Genomic DNA, 16,628 nt, shown 5'->3' with positions numbered 1-16,628 from the left:
GACAACCAGAAGTCACCCATGCCCAGTTGGAAAGGAACCACCCGCCGCCAGGCCCTGACAGGAGCCGCCGCCCTCGGCGCGACAAACCTCACCGCACCCCAAGCCCAAGCCGCCCCCGACGACGTGCTGGAGTACGCGGCGCGAGGGCGCTCGGCCTCGGCTCCCTGATCGGCTCGGGCACCGTCGGCAAGCGCGGCGGCTGGCGGCGGAGTCGTTCGGGTATCTGCGGTCGCGGATACCGGACGCGGAATGGGAAGCCGCGATGAAGGTCACGTGAACGAATGCGTGAGCCACGATGAGCGCTCGGCGGCCTCCTGCGCATAACTCGCTGTCGAGTCCGTCAGGTTGTTGCGAAAAGTTCGCGTCAAGAACGACCGCACTTCGGGGCCGTACCCGTCTTCGGGACCGGCCCCGAACTGCGGGAATGCTGGATTCCGCTAACCAATCCCCCGCTCCGGGTGAACTGGATCACACTTGACCCACGGTCGCTCGGCGATCAGCCTCGGTGTCGCACGTCGTACCGATATGCGTTTACGGGGGTTCCATGTACGACCGCCGCATGCCCGACAACCGTCTCAGCGGCCGGATATCAGCAGCACCCAGCGATTTGCTCCACCGGGAAATCCTGGAACCTCAGTTCCGGTACGAGGCAGAGCATCTTCTGCCCTGGTACGTGGCCATCGAGAAAGTCCTGGCCCTCGAATACAGCCGGATGAATCTGATCGAGAAGGACGACGCCCGGCGTATCGGTTCCCTTCTGGACGAGATCAGCACGGAAGGGCTCCAGGCGGACCCCGAGGCGAATTACTCGGACATCGCCTTCGCCGTGGAGCGCCACGTCGAACAGCGCCTCGACCCGGCCGTACCCCGCTGGCACGTGGACCGCAGCCGCAACGACCTCCAGGCGTGCGCCCAGCTCCTGTTCGGCCGGAGCCAGGTGCTGCGGGCCGCCGGGGCGCTCACCGCGTTCGGGCGGGCGGCGCACCGGCTCGCGGCGGCGCACACCGACACCCCGATGCCCGGGTACACGCACCTCCAGTCCGCCCAGATCATCACGCCGGGGTTCTATCTGGCGGCCCTGACGGACCGGGTGATCCACGCGCTGGAACGATTCCTCACGACGTACCGGGGCATCGACCTGTGTCCGCTGGGCGCCGGGGCGATGGCGGGCCAGGAGATCCCCTGGGACCGCGCGGAGATGGCGCGGCTGCTCGGCTTCCGCGCGGCGAACCCGCACGCCCTGACGTCGGTCGCGTCGCGGGACTGGGTCGTCGAGGTCACCGCCGAACTGTCGCTGCTCGCCACCTGGCTGGGGCGGTTCTGCACCGACCTGATGGCCTGGGGCAGCTCCGAGTACGGCCTGATCGAGCTGCCCGACGAGCTGTCCGGGATCTCCTCGGCGATGCCGCAGAAGAAGAACTACCCGGTGCTGGAACGCATCCGGGGCAGGACGGCCCACCTGGTCTCGCTGCACCTGGACGCCGTGCTGGGGCAGCGCAACACCTCGTACTCGAACAGCGTCGAAGTGTCGAAGGAGGCCGGGGCGCACGTCCTGGGCTCGTTCGACACGCTGTGCTCCACGCTGGGCCTGTTCACCACGGTCCTGGAGCACCTGCGGTTCCGGGAGGAGCGGGCGCTGGCCCTGTGCGAGCGGGAGTACCTGGGCGGCTTCTCGCTGGCCAACCTGCTCACCCTCGAAGAGGGCGTGCCGTGGCGCCGGGCGCAGGTCGTCGCGGGCCAGTTCATCACGGCCTGCGTGGAGAAGGGGCTGCCTCCCGCGCAGGCCGACCCCGAGCTGCTGCGGGCCGTCGCCGTGCAGAACGGCTTCGAGCTGAGCCGGCCCGAGCACCTGGTCGCCGAGTCCTTCGACGTCCGGCGGGGGCTGCTGCGCAAGAGCTCGCCGGGGTCCGCGCACCCGGACGCGGTGCGCGCGCTGCTGGCCGAGCAGGCGCAGCGGCTCGACGAGCTGGACAAGGAGTGGGCAGCGTGCGCCGGGACGGTGGACGCCGCCCTCGCGCGCACCGACGGCCTGCTGGGCATCGGCGCGGCGAAGAACGGGGACGACGCCCGGTGACCGCCGACGAGACGACCCTGGAGTACGCGACCGCGACCGGCACCGGCCACGCCCACGGCACCTTCGGCGAGCTGCTCCAAGGCGTCCTCGACGAGAACCGCCTCGACTTCCTCGTCACCTTCCCCGTCTCCCTCACCTCCCGCGCCGACTTCCAACTGGTCGGCGGCGCACGGGAGATCACGGTCAGGCCCGCGCACAAGCACAAGGCCCGCCGCCTCGCCCAGCGCATCCTGCGCGACCACGGCATCGAGGGCGGCGGCCTGCTGACGCTGATCAGCTCGATCCCCGAGGGGAAGGGCCTGGCCAGCTCGTCCGCCGACCTGGTGGCCACCGCGCACGCCGTGGGCGACGCGCTCGGCGTCCGGTTCACGGAGAGCGAGATCGAGACGCTGCTGCGGGACGTCGAGCCCTCGGACGGCGTCATGTACCAGGGCGTCGTGGCCTTCTACCACCGCCAGGTCCGCCTGAAGGAGCGGCTCGGCTTCCTGCCGCCGCTGACGATCGTCGCGCACGACATCGGCGGAACGGTCGACACGGTCCTCTTCAACCGCTCCCCCAAGCCTTTCGACGCGGCCGACCGCAGGGAATACAGCGCGCTCCTCGACGAATTGCGCGAGGCCCTGCGCCACGGCGACCTGGAGACGGTCGGCAGAGTTTCCACCCGCAGCGCCCGGAAGAACACGAAACTCGTCGCCCGGGACTGTTTCGACGACCTCCTGCGCATTTGCCACGAGGTCGAAGGGCTCGGTCTCGTGCTGGCGCACAGCGGGACGAATCTCGGCATTCTGCTGCGCGACGACGTCCCTGATCACACGGACCGGCTGGCCCATGCCCAGAAGTCCTGCGCGGCGCTTCCCGGCTCCGTCTCGCTCTACCGGTCGATGGGACCGGACAGTTACCGCACCGGCGGCGAATGAACCGGCCGACAAGCCGGCCGAACATACCGAACGCGATATTGCTCGGGGGATTTTCCTGTGAAGTTCGACAGCATGGTCGACGCCGTCGGCCGTACTCCTCTGGTGCGCCTGCGCAGCGCCGCGCCCGGAGTCGAGGTCTACGCGAAGCTGGAGCTCCAGAACCTGTTCGCGATGAAGGACCGGGTCGCCCGGAGCATGCTCCTGGAGGCCCGGCGGACCGGCGTGCTGCGTGAGGGCGCGCCGATCGTGGAGAGTTCCTCCGGCACGATGGCGCTCGGTGTGGCGCTGGTGGGGACGGCGCTGGGGCATCCGGTGCACATCGTCACCGATCCCCGGATCGACGCCATCACCCTGGCGAAGCTGCGGGCGCTGGGCTGTGAGGTGCACGTCGTGGCGGCCATGACGAGCCACGGCTGGCAGAGCGCCCGGCTGGAGGAGCTGGAGCGGCTGATGGCCGGTCTGCCCGGCGCGTTCTGGCCCCAGCAGTACAGCAACCCCGACAACCCGGGCGCCTACCGGCTGCTGGCCGAGGAGATCGAGGAGGACCTCGGCGCGGTGGACGTGCTGGTCGGCTCGGTCGGCAGCGGCGGTTCGCTGTGCGGGACGGCTCGTGCGCTGCGGCGCGCGTATCCGCAGCTGCGGGTGGTGGGCGTCGACTCGGTCGGCAGCGTGCTGTTCGGGCAGCCGGACGTGCCGGGGCGCCTCCAGAGCGGGCTCGGCAACAGCCTCCTGCCGAAGAACCTGGACCGCAGGGTCGTCGACGAGGTGCACTGGCTCAACGACCGCGAGGCGTTCGAATCGACGCGCGCCCTCGCCCGCGAGCAGCAGGTCTTCGCCGGAAACACCTCCGGCTCGGTGTACCGGGTACTCATGCACGTGGCGTCGCAGGCCGCGCCGGGCACCCGGATCGTGGGCATCCTGCCCGACCGGGGCGACCGGTACGTGGACACGGTGTACGACGACGAGTTCTGGGCCCGCAAGGAGCTGGCCTCGCTGGAGGCGCGCGAGGCCCCGGAGGCCGTACCGCTCGACCGTGTCGTACGCGGCTGGTCGGTGGCGGCGCTGCGCGAGCACCCCGAACCGCCGGGCGGGCACCTGCTGTTCGTGGAGTCCAACACCACCGGCACGGGCATGCTGGCGCTGTCCGTGGCCCGGCGGCTGGGCTTCGAGCCGGTGCTGCTGACCGGTTCCCCGGCCCGGTACGCGGGGCTCGACGAGACCGGGTGCCGGGTGATCGTCTGCGACACCAACTCCCAGGCGGAGCTGCGCCGGACGGTCCAGGACGCGTTCCGGCGCGACGAGCTGGCCGGGGTGACGACCACCAGCGACTTCTACGTCCCCGCCGTCGCCGAGCTGACGACCTGGCTGGGGATGCCCGGGAACCGGGCCGACGCGGTCGCCGTGTGCCGGAACAAGGCGCTGCTGCGGGAGCGGCTGCGCGAACACGGCGTGCCGCAGCCGGAGTTCGTCGCCGTCACCGACGTCGCCGAGGTGCCTGCCGCGCTGGCGTCGGTGGGGCTGCCGTGCGTCGTCAAGCCCGCCGACGACTCCGGGTCCAACAACGTGCTGCTGTGCCACAGCGAGGAGGAGGCCCTCGCGCAGGCCCGCGCGATCCTCGGTATCCGCTTCAACATGCGGGACCTGCCGACGGCCGGGACCGTGCTGATCGAGGAGTACGTCGACGCGCCCGAGTTCAGCGTCGAGATGTTCACCTGGGACGGGGAGACCCGCTGCGTCGGGATCACCGAGAAGAGCGTCACCGGGCTGCCGCACTTCGTGGAGTACCGGCACGTGTTCCCCGCCCCGCTCTCCCCCGCCCGCGCCGCCGCCGTCGAGGGCTCCGTACGCCGGGCCGTGACGGCGGCCGGGATCACGCTGGGCGCCACCCACACCGAGGTGCGGCTCACCGCGGACGGGCCGGTGATCATCGAGATCAACCCGCGGCTCGCGGGCGGGATGATCCCCGAGCTGATCCAGCTCGCCACCGGCGTACAGCTCCTCGACCAGCAGGTACGGGTCGCGGCGGGCCTGCCCCCCGAGCCGCTGCGCGAGCCGGTCCGGCACGCGGGCATCCACTTCCTGCTGACCGACCGGACCGGGAAGCTCGCCGAACTGTCCGGCACCGGCCAGGCGCGCGCCATCGACGGCGTCGACCGGGTGACCGTCACCGCCCGGCCGGGCGCGGAGGTCCGCCCGCCCCGCAACGCCTACGACCGCCTGGGCCACGTCATCGCCCACGGCGACACCCATGAGCAGGTCACCAAGATCCTGGCCGAGGCAGTCGGCCGCACGGCCGTCGTCCTGGAGGGCGACGAAGCGACAGAGGGGCACGCACAGTGATCGAGCTGCGCAGCGACACATTCACCCTGCCGACCCCGGAGATGCGCCGGGCGATGGGCGAGGCACCCCTCGGGGACGACGTCTACGGCGAGGACCCCACCACCAACCGCCTGGAGGAGCTGGCCGCCGCCACCCTCGGCAAGGAGGCGGCCTGCTTCCTGCCGAGCGGCACCATGGCCAACCTCGCCTCGATCATGGCGCACGCCCCGCGCGGCACGAAGGTGCTGGTCGGCGACGAGAGCGACATCTACATCTACGAGGCCGGCGGCGCCTCCGTCGCCGGTGGCATCGTCTACGAGCCGGTCCCCACCCAGCCGGACGGCCGGCTGCTGCTCACCGACCTCGCGAAGGGGTTCCCCGACGACCCCGACGACCCGCAGTTCGCGCTGCCCGCGCTGATCTGCCTGGAGAACACCCACAACCGCTCCGGCGGCAGCGTCCTGCCGCTGGACTACCTCGCCGACGTACGCCGGTTCGCCGACGAGCGCGGCGTGCCGGTCCACCTCGACGGCGCCCGGCTCTTCAACGCGGCCGTCGGCGCGGGCGTCCCCGTCGCGGACATCGCCCGGTACGCCGACTCCGTCCAGTTCTGCCTCTCCAAGGGGCTGTCCGCGCCCATCGGTTCGCTGGCCGTCGGGACGGCGGACTTCGTCGGGCGGGTACGCCGGATCAGGAAGCTGCTCGGCGGCGGGATGCGGCAGACCGGGGTGATCGCGGCGGCGGGCATCCTCGCCATCGAGAACGCCGGGCGGCTGGCCGAGGACCACCGCAACGCGGAGCGGCTCGCCGCCGGGCTCGCGGGGCTCGAGGGCATCGACGTCCTTCCCGCCGAGCACCGGACCAACATCGTCATGTTCCGGGTCACCGATCCCCGGTTCACGTGGCAGACGTTCGCCGAGGCCGCCTCTCAACACGGGCTGGCCGTCGCGGAGTTGGGGCACGGACGGCTGCGGGCGGTCACGCATCGCGGGGTGGGCGAGAAGGACATCGACGAGGCGATCGAGGTCGTCGCGCGCGTCCTGGCGAGCGTTCCGGTGGAAGCGGGTGCCGGTCACCGTGCCTGAGTTCCCCACCCTCCCCGCCGCCCTCTCCCACTGGGCCGCCGTCCGACCCGACGACACCGCGTACGTCTTCGCCTCCCCGCAGGGCGACGCCGACCGCACCGTCAGCTACCGGGAGCTGGAGCAATCCGCGCTCACCGTCGCCGCGTTCCTGCGCACGACCGCGCGACCCGGTGACCGCGTCCTGCTCCTGCTGCCGCCCGGCCTCGACTACCTGACCGCGTTCCTCGGCTGCCTGTACGCCGGGACGGTGGCCGTGCCGCTGTACCCGCCGCGCCCCGGGGCGAAACTGGACCGGATCGAGGCGGTCGTCCAGGACTGCCGTCCCACCCACGCGCTCACCGTCGATCTGCTGCTCGACCACCTCCGGTCCGCCGCCGACGGGCTGCGCCTGCACAGCGTCGAGGAGATCAGGGCGGCCGGGCACTCCGCGTCGCTCCCCCTGCCGCGCGCCGGCGACCTCGCGTTCCTCCAGTACACCTCCGGCTCGACCGGCACCCCCAAGGGCGTCATGGTCGGGCACGGCAACCTCGCCGAGAACGACCGCGCCATCGCGGCCGGATTCGGGGTCCGCGCGGACGACGTCATCCTCAGCTGGCTGCCGCTCTACCACGACATGGGGCTCATCGGTACGGCGCTGCTGCCGCTGTACCTGGGCGTACGGGCGGTACTGCTCGACACGTTCGCGTTCATCCACGACCCGCTGAGCTGGCCGGAGGCGGTCTCGCGGTACGGGGCGACCTGTTCCGGCGGGCCCAACTTCGCGTACCAGCTCCTCGCCGACCGCCACGATCCCGAGCGCCTCGCGGGCCTCGACCTCTCGTCCTGGCGCATCGCCTTCAACGGGGCCGAGCCGATCATCCCGGCGACGCTGGAGCGTTTCGCGGACCTGTACGGCCGTCACGGCTTCGACCGGGGTGCGCTGTACCCGTGTTACGGGCTGGCGGAGGCCACGCTGTTCGTGTCCGGTGCGGAGCCCATGGCCGGGTACGAGGCGCTGTCGCTGAGCCGGCGCGCGGTGGAGAGCGGCCGACTGGAGGACGCACCCCCGGACGACGCCGACCGTCTGGACGTCGTCTCCTGCGGGCGGGCCGCCGTCGACACGGAGATCGTGATCCGCTCGGCGGACGGGCGCGCCCTGCCGGACGGGGAGATCGGCGAGATCTGCGTACGCGGGCCCGGAGTCGCGGGCGGCTACTGGGAACGCCCCGAGGCGTCCGAGGACACCTTCCGCGCGCGCGTCGAGGGCCGGGACGGGACCTTCCTGCGCACCGGTGACCTGGGCGCGCTGCGCGACGGCCGGCTCTATCCGGTCGGCCGCAGCAAGGACCTGATCATCGTCGCCGGGCGCAACTTCTACCCGTACGACGTCGAGAACCTCGCGTCCGCCGCCTCCGACGACCTGCGGCGGGGCTGCGCGGCGGCGTTCCAGCCGGAGCTGGCGGAGCCGCGCGTGGTGCTCGTCGCGGAGGCCGCGCGGGGTGCGGTGGCGCGGCTGCGGTCGGACACGGCGGCGGTGGCGGAGCTGGGTGCGGCGGTACGGCGCCGGGTGGGGGCCGAGTGCGGTCTCGACCTGGCCGACGTGGTGCTCGTCTACCCCGGGTCGATCCCCAAGACGTCCAGCGGGAAGATACGGCGGGCCGAGACGCGGAAGCGGTTCCTGGAGGGCGGGTTGAGGCTGCTCGGCACGTCGAGCACCGGGAACCCGACGACGCAGGGCGAGACCGGGTCCTCCGCTCTCCCGGCGCGGGGTGGGACCGAATCCTCCGCTCTCCCGGCGCGGGGCCAGGCCGGGGCGCCCGCTCTCCTGGCACCGAGCCCAGCAGGCTCCCCCGCCGCCTCCGCCCCGGGCGCGGGCCCCGAGGCTCTCCGCGCCATGCTCGCCCGCCTCGTCGCGGCCCACGCGGGCGCCGAACCCGGCGCCGAGGACTTCGCGCTGCCGCTGGCGGCCCTGGGGCTGGACTCGCTGAAGCTGGTCGCCCTGCGCGGCGGCATCGAGCGGCAGTCCGGGCGGCGCCTGGACACGGAGTTGTTCTACGGCGACCGCTCGCTCGACGACATCGCCGAGGCACTCGGCCGTACGCCGGAACCGGACGCCGGGGAGCCGGGCGCCGGCCTCACCGACCCCGTCGGCCGCGCCGCCGGAGCCGATCGCACCAACCCCGCCGACCCCGCCAGCCTCTCCGGCGGAGCCGACCTCGGTGTCCACCCCGCGACCGAAGGCCAGGTGCAGTTCCAGTTCCGCCACGAGTTGCTCTCCGAGGACACCGCGCACAACCTCCCCGTCGCCCTGCGCATCGGCCACCGCCTCGACCCGGCCCGCATCCGCGCCGCGCTCACCGCCGTCACCGCCCGGCACGCGGCGCTGCGGACGACGCTGGGTGAGCCGGGGACGGCGACGCAGGTCGTGCACGAACCCGGCGCCCTGCCGCTGGACTTCACGCACTGGGAGGCCGACGGCACCCGCCCCGGCGGCACGCCCCTCGAAAACCCCGTCCCCGGCGACGCCCTCCCCGACCGAGCCCGCCTCAAAAGCATCGCCCACCGCCGCTTCGACCTCACCCGAGGCCCCCTCGTCCGCGCAGCCGCGATCACCTCCCCCGACGCCACCACCCTCCTCCTCACCGCCCACCACACAGTCGTCGACTACTGGTCCCTCCGCATCGTCCTCGCCGACCTCCTCGCCGACCTCCTGGGCATCGACCTCCCCACCCCCACCGAACCCCCCACCGCCGCCGAGTGGCTCCGCCACCGCACCCCCGCCACCGAGGCCCAACTCGCCGAAGTCGCCGAGAAGTGGCGCCCCTTGCGCGACCACCTCCTCTTCCCGGCGGCCTCCGCCACCCCCCGTCGCCGCACCCCCGCCTCCCTCCTCGACTTCGCGACGGACGCGGCCGAGGTCTACGAGGACGCGAAGGCCCACGGCCAGACCCCCTTCGTGCTCCTGGCCACCGCCTGGCTCCGCGCGCTCCACGAAGTGACCGGCGAGGAGCGCATCGTCATCGGCACCCCGTACCACCACCGGGACGACTGGCGTTTCGCGGGAACCGTCGGCTGTCTGGTCGACATGGTCCCGCTGCTGAGCGACTTCCGAGCCGACCCGCAGGACCTGCGCGCCCGCACCGCGCAGGAGGTCCGCGCGGCCCAGCGGAGCGCGGCCGTACCGTTCGCCCGGCTGGTCCGCGAGCTGGAACCCCCGAGGCACGGCCAGAACCCCTTGTTCCAGGCGATATTGACGTTCCAGCAGTCCGCCGACGGCCTGCTCGGCGACGGTTTCGCGATCCCTTGGTCCCAGGCCCACCAGACCCTGGACGGCGTCGAGGTCCGAGCCGTCGACGTCCCGCCGCGCGACACCGCGTTCGCGGTGAGCCTGTACGGCGCGCGGGACGGCGACCGTCTCGTGTTCCGCCTCGAACACCAGGAACACCTCGTCCCGGCCACGACCGCCGCCCGCCTGCGCGACGCGTTCCGGGCGGCCCTGGCCGAGCTGACCGCACCCCTGGCCCGTACCGGAACCACCGGAGGCTGACAATGAAGGAGAAGACTGTGCCGACCTCGCCTCTGGCCGGAGTGGACAGCCTCGCCGAGGGCTTCGCCGCCGCCGTCCGCGCGCACGGCGACCGCACCGCCGTACGCTGCGGCGCCGAGACGCTCACGTACCGCGAACTCGACGCGCGGGCCCGTACGTTGGCCGCCGCGATCACCGCCCACGACGCCGACCCCGAGCGCCCGGTCGGCATCCTCCTGGACCGCTCCGCCGACATGGTGGCAGCGGCCCTAGCCGCCCTGTGGACGGGCGCGTCGTACGTCCCGCTGGACCCGGCGACCCCGACGGCCCGCCTGGAGCTGATCCTCGAAGACGCGGCCCCGTCGGTCGTCGTCACCACCCGGGAACTGGCGGCCCGCCTGCCCGGCGGAGTGACCGCCGTACCCGTGGACGGCCCGCTGCCGGAGCCCCTGACCGGCGGCCCGGCGCCGGCGCACCGCGAGACCCGCGCGTACGTCATCTTCACGTCCGGCACCACCGGCCGCCCCAAGGGCGTGGAGGTCTCGCACGGCAACGTCCTGCGCCTGTTCACCACCACCGAACCCCTCTACGGCTTCGGCCCCGAGGACGTGTGGACGCTGTTCCACTCGTTCGCCTTCGACTTCTCCGTCTGGGAGATGTGGGGCCCGCTCCTGTACGGCGGCACCCTGGTCGTCGTCCCCCGCGAGGCCGCCCAAGACCCGCGCGCGCTACGGCAGTTGCTCGCCGACGAACGGGTCACCGTCCTCAACCAGACCCCGACGGCCTTCCGCCAGCTCATCGCCGAGGACGCCCGGCACGAGGACCGACTCCCGCTGCGGCACGTCGTGTTCGGCGGCGAGGCCCTGCACTTCTCGGACCTCGCACGCTGGACGGACAAGTACGGCGACGAGAGCCCGGCCCTGGTGAACATGTACGGCATCACCGAGACGACCGTGCACGCCTCCCACCGCCGGGTCCGCGCCACCGACCTCAAGGACAGCCGCTCACTGATCGGCCGCCCGCTGCCGGACCTGGACTTCACGCTGGTGGACGACGACCTCGAATCCGTCGCGGCGACAGAGACCGGCGAGATCCTGGTGACCGGCCCCGGCGTCGCGCTCGGCTACCTCGGCCGCCCCGACCTGACCCGGGAGCGGTTCGTGGAGCTGCCCGGCGTCGGCCGCGCCTACCGCTCCGGCGACCTCGCCCGGCTCACCGAGGACGGGGAGTACGCCTACGAGGGCCGCAAGGACGACCAGGTCAAGATCCGGGGCTTCCGCATCGAACTGGGCGAGATCCAGGCGGTGTTGAACGACGTGCCGGGTGTCCGGCAGGCGACGGTGCTGGTGACCGCGCCGAAGGCGAGCGCCGGTCCCGTGGTCAAGGAGGAAGAGCTGTCGCTGCGGATCACCGACGTCCGGGACCTCGTGCGCGGCGGCTCCCGCGAGCGGGTGAGCCGGGACGACGTGGCGCGCATCGTGGCGTACGTCGTACCCGGCGAGGAACTCGACGCCGACGACCTCTTCGCACAGCTCCGGCGGCGCCTCCCCGCGTACATGATCCCGGCGTTCGTGGTGCCGGTCGACGCGATCCCCCTCAACCACAACGGCAAGGTGGACCGGGCGCAGTTGCCCGCGCCGGGAGCGGGCAACCGGCTCCGCGAGTCGGCGCCGGACGACACACCGCAGACCGCCACCGAGCCCGAGTCGGAGGCCATCGCCGCCGTCTACAGCGACGTACTCGGCGTGAGCGGCGTCGGCCCCGACGACTCCTTCTTCAGCGTCGGCGGCGACTCGATCCTCGCCCTGAAGCTGCGCGCGGAAGCGCTCAAGCGCGGGATCTCCCTGGAACTCGGCGACATCTACGCCCTCCAGACGCCCCGCGCCCTCGCGGCCGTCGCCGAGCGGGCCACGGAGAGCGAACAGCAGCCGCCGACCGTGCCGTTCAGCCTGCTCGACCCGGCCGACCGCGAGGCCGTACGCGCGCTGGACGTCGAGGACGCGTACCCGGTGGGCACGCTCCAGGCGGGGTTGCTGTTCCACAGCGCGTACGAGACCGACGTGAACATGTACTGCGACATCTTCATGTTCCGGCTGCGCGGCGTCCCCTACGACGGCGAGGCGATGCGGCGTGCCGTGGCGCGGGTCGTGGAGCGCCACGACATCCTGCGGACCTCGTTCCACTTCTCCGGCTACACCCAGCCCCTCCAGCTCGTGCACCGCACGGCCGCCGCGCCCCTCACCGTGACCGACCTGCGCGATCTGCCGGCACGGGAGCAGGAGGCGCGGCTGGACGCCTGGCAGCAGGGCGAGCGGCTCGTCCCGTACGACTGGTCGCAGCCGCCGCTGATCCGGTTCGCCGTGCATCTGCTGGACGAGGGCGAGTTCCTGTTCGCGATGAGCTTCCACGACGCGCTGCTCGACGGCTGGAGCGAGTCGTCGCTGATCACGGAGGTGCTCTCCGACTACTGGGCGCTGCGCGAGAACCCGGCCCTGCCGCCCGCCCCGCGCACCGCGCGCCGGTACGCCGACTACATCGCGCTGGAGCGGCAGGCGCTCGACGACAGCACGGTCAGTGACTTCTGGACGAAGGAACTCGCCGACCCCGAGCCGACGTTGCTGCCGCGCCTGGCCGACGGTCCCTCGGACACGCACGAGGGGACGATGGGTTTCCTCGCCGTCCCGGTCGACCCGGACCTGTCGGACGCGCTGGACGACCTGGCCCGCGCCCACAGCGTCTCCCTGAAGCACGTCCTGCTGGCCGTGCACGCGCGCGTCCTGTCCGTCCTGACCGCGCGCGACCGGGTGCTCCTCGGCGTCGAGTCCAACGGCCGCTTCGAGGGCGAGGGCGGCGCCGATGTCCTGGGCGTCCATCTCAACGTGGTGCCCTACCTGTTGACCGGCCGTGGCCTCGCGTGGCGGGATCTGATCCGGGCGGCCTTCGACAAGGAGAGCGAACTCCTGCCGGTGCGCCGCTACCCGTACGCGGAACTCCAACGGCTCGCCGGAGCCCGCGAGTTGACGGACATCAGCTTCAACTACACGCACTTCCACAGCTACGAGAAGCTCGCCGAGGCGACCCGCTTCGAGGTGCTGGACGCCAAGGCGTACATCCAGACGCACTTCACGCTGCGCACCGAGTTCAACAAGGACCCGTTCACGAAGCTCCTCTCGCTGGACCTGGAGGCGAACGTCCAGCGGGTCACCGAGGACCAGTTGCGCGCGATCGGCGTGCTGTACCGCAACGCGCTGGCCCATGTCGCCGCGCACCCGCACGCGGTCCCCACGCGGCGGGAGCTGCTGGGCGAGGAGCAGTGGACGCGGCTCGTGGCGGGGGCCGGGCAGCCGGCGGCGCTGTCGGCGCCGGGGGTGCTGACCCGGTTCGCGGAGGCGGCGGAGCGGCACTCCGGTGACGTCGCCGTGCGGTACGGGCAAGAGGCCCTGAGCTACCGGGAGTTGGCGGCGCGGGCGAGCGCCCTCGCCGGGCACCTGCACGGGCTGGGGGTGCGGCCCGGCGAGGTGGTGGCGCTGGGTGCCGTACGCGGTATCGACCATCTGACGGCCGTCCTCGCGGTGCTGCGCGTGGGCGCCGTGTACCTGCCGCTGCCGGAGGGTCCCGTACGCCGGGTGGCGTCCGTGCTGCGCACCAGCGGCGCCAGGACCGTGCTGTGCGACGCCACTTACCGGGCTGTCGTCGAGGGAGAGGTGCTGGATCTCGCGCAGGTTCTCGCCGACGCGGAGGGGGCGGCGCCGTACGACGGTCCCGTGCCCGGTGGCCGGGACGCGGCGTACGTGATCTTCACGTCGGGGTCGACCGGGGAGCCCAAGGGGGCCCTCCTGCGCCACGACGGCATGCTGAACCACATCGAGGCGAAACTCGACGACCTGGGGATCGGCCCCGGCGACCGGGTGTCCCAGGACGCGGCGGCCACCTTCGACATCTCGGTGTGGCAGCTCCTGGCGCCTCTCCTGGTCGGCGCGACGACCGTCATCTACCCGGACTCCGTCAGCCAGGACCCGCCCCGACTCCTGCGCGCGGTCGCCGAGGACGGCATCACCGTCCTGGAGGTGTCGCCGTCCGTGCTGAGTGTCTTCAGCTCCGAACTCGCCTACCACGGCCCGGAGTCGTTCCCCCCGTTCGCGCTGCGCTGGGTCGTCTCCAGCGGCGAGACCCTGACCCCGCGCTGCGCGAACGCCTTCCGCCGCGAACTGCCCGCCGTGCGCCTGCTGAACATGTGGGGCGCGACCGAAGTCTCCGACGACTGCACCCACTTCGAGCTGGTCGGCGAGGCCGACGAGCGGACGGCGTCGGTGCCTGTGGGCCGGCCGATCCGGGGCGCGAAGGTGTACGTCCTCGACGCGGACCGCGAGCCGGTGCCGGTCGGCACACCGGGCGAGCTGTACGTCGGGGGGCTGTGCGTGGGCGGCGGTTACGTGAACGACCCGGAGCGTACGGCGGCGGCGTTCGTCCCCGACCCCTTCGCGGACGACGCCGAGGTACTGGCCTACCGCACCGGCGACTGGGGCCGTCAACTCGCCGACGGGACCTTCGAGTTCATCGGCCGTATCGACAGCCAGCTGAAGATCCGGGGCCACCGGATCGAACTCGGCGAGGTGCGGCGCGCGTTCGCGGGTCTCGGGGAGTTGCAGGAGAGCGCGGTGATCGTCCGGGAGTCGGAGAGCGACGGCAAGCAGCTCGTCGGCTTCTTCGTGCCCAGGGCGGCGGAGAACGCGGGCGGAGAGGGGACGGAGGTCGCTGCGGGCGCCGAAAACTCGCAGGTCCGCCGCATCGACGTCACCCTGTCGGCCCTCCGCGACCGCCTCGCCGAGGTACTCCCCCGCTACGCCGTCCCCGACCACCTCGTCCGCCTCGACGGCCTGCCCCGCACCCCGCACGGCAAGGTCGACACGAAGGCGCTGGCCGCCTGGGACCTGACGGCCGCGTCCGAGAGCGGCGAGGACGCCGGTGAACCCGCGACGCCCACCGAGCGGACGGTCGTCGAGGTCTGGGCGAGCGTACTGAGCCGCACCCCCTCCCCCACGACTCACTTCTTCGAGGCGGGCGGCCACTCCCTGCACGCGACCCAGGTCATGGCACGGCTCCGGGACCGCCTCGGCCAGGACCTGCCCCTGCGGCTCCTGTTCGAGAACCCGACCCCGCGCGCACTCGCCGCCCACCTCGACGGACTGGCCGAACGCAGCCCGTCCGCCCCCGAGGAGACCCTGAGCATCCCGCCCCGCCCGGCAGGCACGCTCGCCTTCCCCCTCACCGCCGGTCAGGCCAGCCTCTGGTTCCTGCACCAGGTCGACCCGGACGACCGGGCCTACGACAACACCTCCCTGCTGCGCCTGTCGGGCCCCCTCGACGTGGACGCGCTGCGCGCAGCCGTGGACGTACTGGCCGGGCGGCACGAGATCCTCTCCGTCCGCTTCGGCTCCCGCGACGGCGTACCCCACCAGACGCCGGACCCGTCGGCGCGCATCCGGCTGGAGGTCGAGGAGGTCGACGGGCTCGACGACCCCGGGGCCCGCGAGGAGCACGTCAAGCGCGAGGCCCTGGCCCAGCGCTTCGACCTGACACGCGGCCCCCTGGTCGTGGCCCGCCTGTACCGCTTCTCCCCCACCGAGCACATCCTGCGCTGGAGCAGCCACCACACCGTCTCCGACGGCTGGTCCACGGACGTCGCGGTCCGGGAGATCACCGAGGCGTACCTCGCCACGACCGAGGGCCGTACCCCGGAGCTGCCCGAACTGCCGGTGCAGTACGGCGACTTCGCGCTGTGGCAGCGGGACTTCCTCGCGAGGCGCGCGGCCGGTGAAGTGGCGTTCTGGCGGGCCTACTTGGACGGCTGCGCGGGTGAACTCGCGCTGACGACCGACGTGGAGCGCGCCGAGGGCCGTTCGCGGGAGGCCGGGCACCTGACGGCGTCCTGGGGTGCGGAAACGGCGGCGCTGGTACGGGAGTTCGCCGCCGCGCACGGCAGTACGCCGTTCATGGTGTTCCACACGGCGGTCGCGGCCGTCATGGCGCGGTTCACGCAGCAGCCGGACCTGGTGCTGGGCGCGGCGGTAGCCGGGCGCGATCTGCCGCGTACGGAGCACCTGATCGGGTTCTTCGCCAACACCCTGCCGTTCCGCTACCGCGTCGAACAGGGCCTGACGACGGGCGAGTTGCTGCGGGAGGTGACCGCGAGCGCGCTGGAGGCGCTGGAGCACCAGCACCTGCCGTTCCAGGAGATCGTGCGGGTCTCCGGCGCCGAGCGGCGGCCCGGCACCTCGCCGCTGGTCCAGGTCCTGGTGACCGTGGACAACTTCCCCCTCGACCTGGACCGGGTCCCTGGCCTGGTCGGCTCGCTGGCCCAAGTGCCGCCCTCGACCGCCCAGTTCGACCTGTCGTTCCGGTTCACCGAGGACGGCGGTCTGACGCTCCAGTACGACGCCTCCCTGTTCACCGGCGCCACGGCGGCCCGGCTGCTGCGGGCCGTGGAGTCGATGCTGGCGGGCCTGCTGGCGGGCCCGGACGGCGACCCGCACCGCATCCCCCTGACCGACCCCGCCGACCGGGAAGAGCTCGCCCGGATCTGGCACCGAGTCAGCGGTGAGCGCCTCGACTTCGCCGACCCGGACGAGGCCGCGCAAGTGGCCGGTTCCCCGCACTGGGAGGAGTTCCTCGGCCGGCTGGACGACGCCGGTCTGCTCCCGGCCCTTCTGCTCGCCTTCTGACGGACC

The 16,628-nt window shown here is 72.6% G+C and carries 7 protein-coding genes; all 7 read left to right on the top strand.

Features of this window, described 5'->3' with window-relative positions:
* The first annotated feature begins 18 nt into the window (after positions 1-18).
* Positions 19-168: a hypothetical protein gene (locus J8M50_RS19885; protein WP_158002807.1), complete on the top strand. Its 150-nt coding sequence runs from the start codon at positions 19-21 to the stop codon at positions 166-168.
* A gap of 391 nt (positions 169-559) precedes the next feature.
* Positions 560-2,074, top strand: a complete 1,515-nt coding sequence (locus tag J8M50_RS19880; protein WP_029184067.1) for an argininosuccinate lyase — start codon at positions 560-562, stop codon at positions 2,072-2,074.
* The gene (locus tag J8M50_RS19875) at positions 2,071-2,991 is read left to right on the top strand and encodes a GHMP family kinase ATP-binding protein (RefSeq protein WP_010355217.1); all 921 of its coding nucleotides are present in this window, start codon (positions 2,071-2,073) and stop codon (positions 2,989-2,991) included. The genes J8M50_RS19880 and J8M50_RS19875 overlap by 4 nt, the downstream gene beginning before the upstream one ends.
* Positions 2,992-3,048: 57 nt before the next feature.
* Entirely contained in the window at positions 3,049-5,331 is a 2,283-nt protein-coding gene (locus J8M50_RS19870; RefSeq protein ID WP_010355218.1) for a pyridoxal-phosphate dependent enzyme, read from the top strand.
* Positions 5,328-6,395 (top strand): GntG family PLP-dependent aldolase, encoded by a 1,068-nt coding sequence (locus J8M50_RS19865; RefSeq protein ID WP_010355219.1) that lies wholly within the window; start codon positions 5,328-5,330, stop codon positions 6,393-6,395. The genes J8M50_RS19870 and J8M50_RS19865 overlap by 4 nt, the downstream gene beginning before the upstream one ends.
* Positions 6,388-9,921: a fatty acyl-AMP ligase gene (locus J8M50_RS49710; RefSeq protein ID WP_141655594.1), complete on the top strand. Its 3,534-nt coding sequence runs from the start codon at positions 6,388-6,390 to the stop codon at positions 9,919-9,921. The genes J8M50_RS19865 and J8M50_RS49710 overlap by 8 nt, the downstream gene beginning before the upstream one ends.
* Positions 9,922-9,938: 17 nt before the next feature.
* The gene (locus J8M50_RS19855; RefSeq protein ID WP_158002808.1) at positions 9,939-16,622 is read left to right on the top strand and encodes a non-ribosomal peptide synthetase; all 6,684 of its coding nucleotides are present in this window, start codon (positions 9,939-9,941) and stop codon (positions 16,620-16,622) included.
* The last annotated feature ends 6 nt before the right edge of the window (positions 16,623-16,628 follow it).

Origin of the sequence: Streptomyces acidiscabies (assembly GCF_020010905.1) — a bacterium.
GTDB classification, from domain to species: Bacteria; Actinomycetota; Actinomycetes; order Streptomycetales; family Streptomycetaceae; genus Streptomyces; species Streptomyces acidiscabies.
The sequence above is the reverse complement of the archived record's forward strand: the minus strand, read 5'-3'. Positions and strand labels throughout refer to the sequence as shown.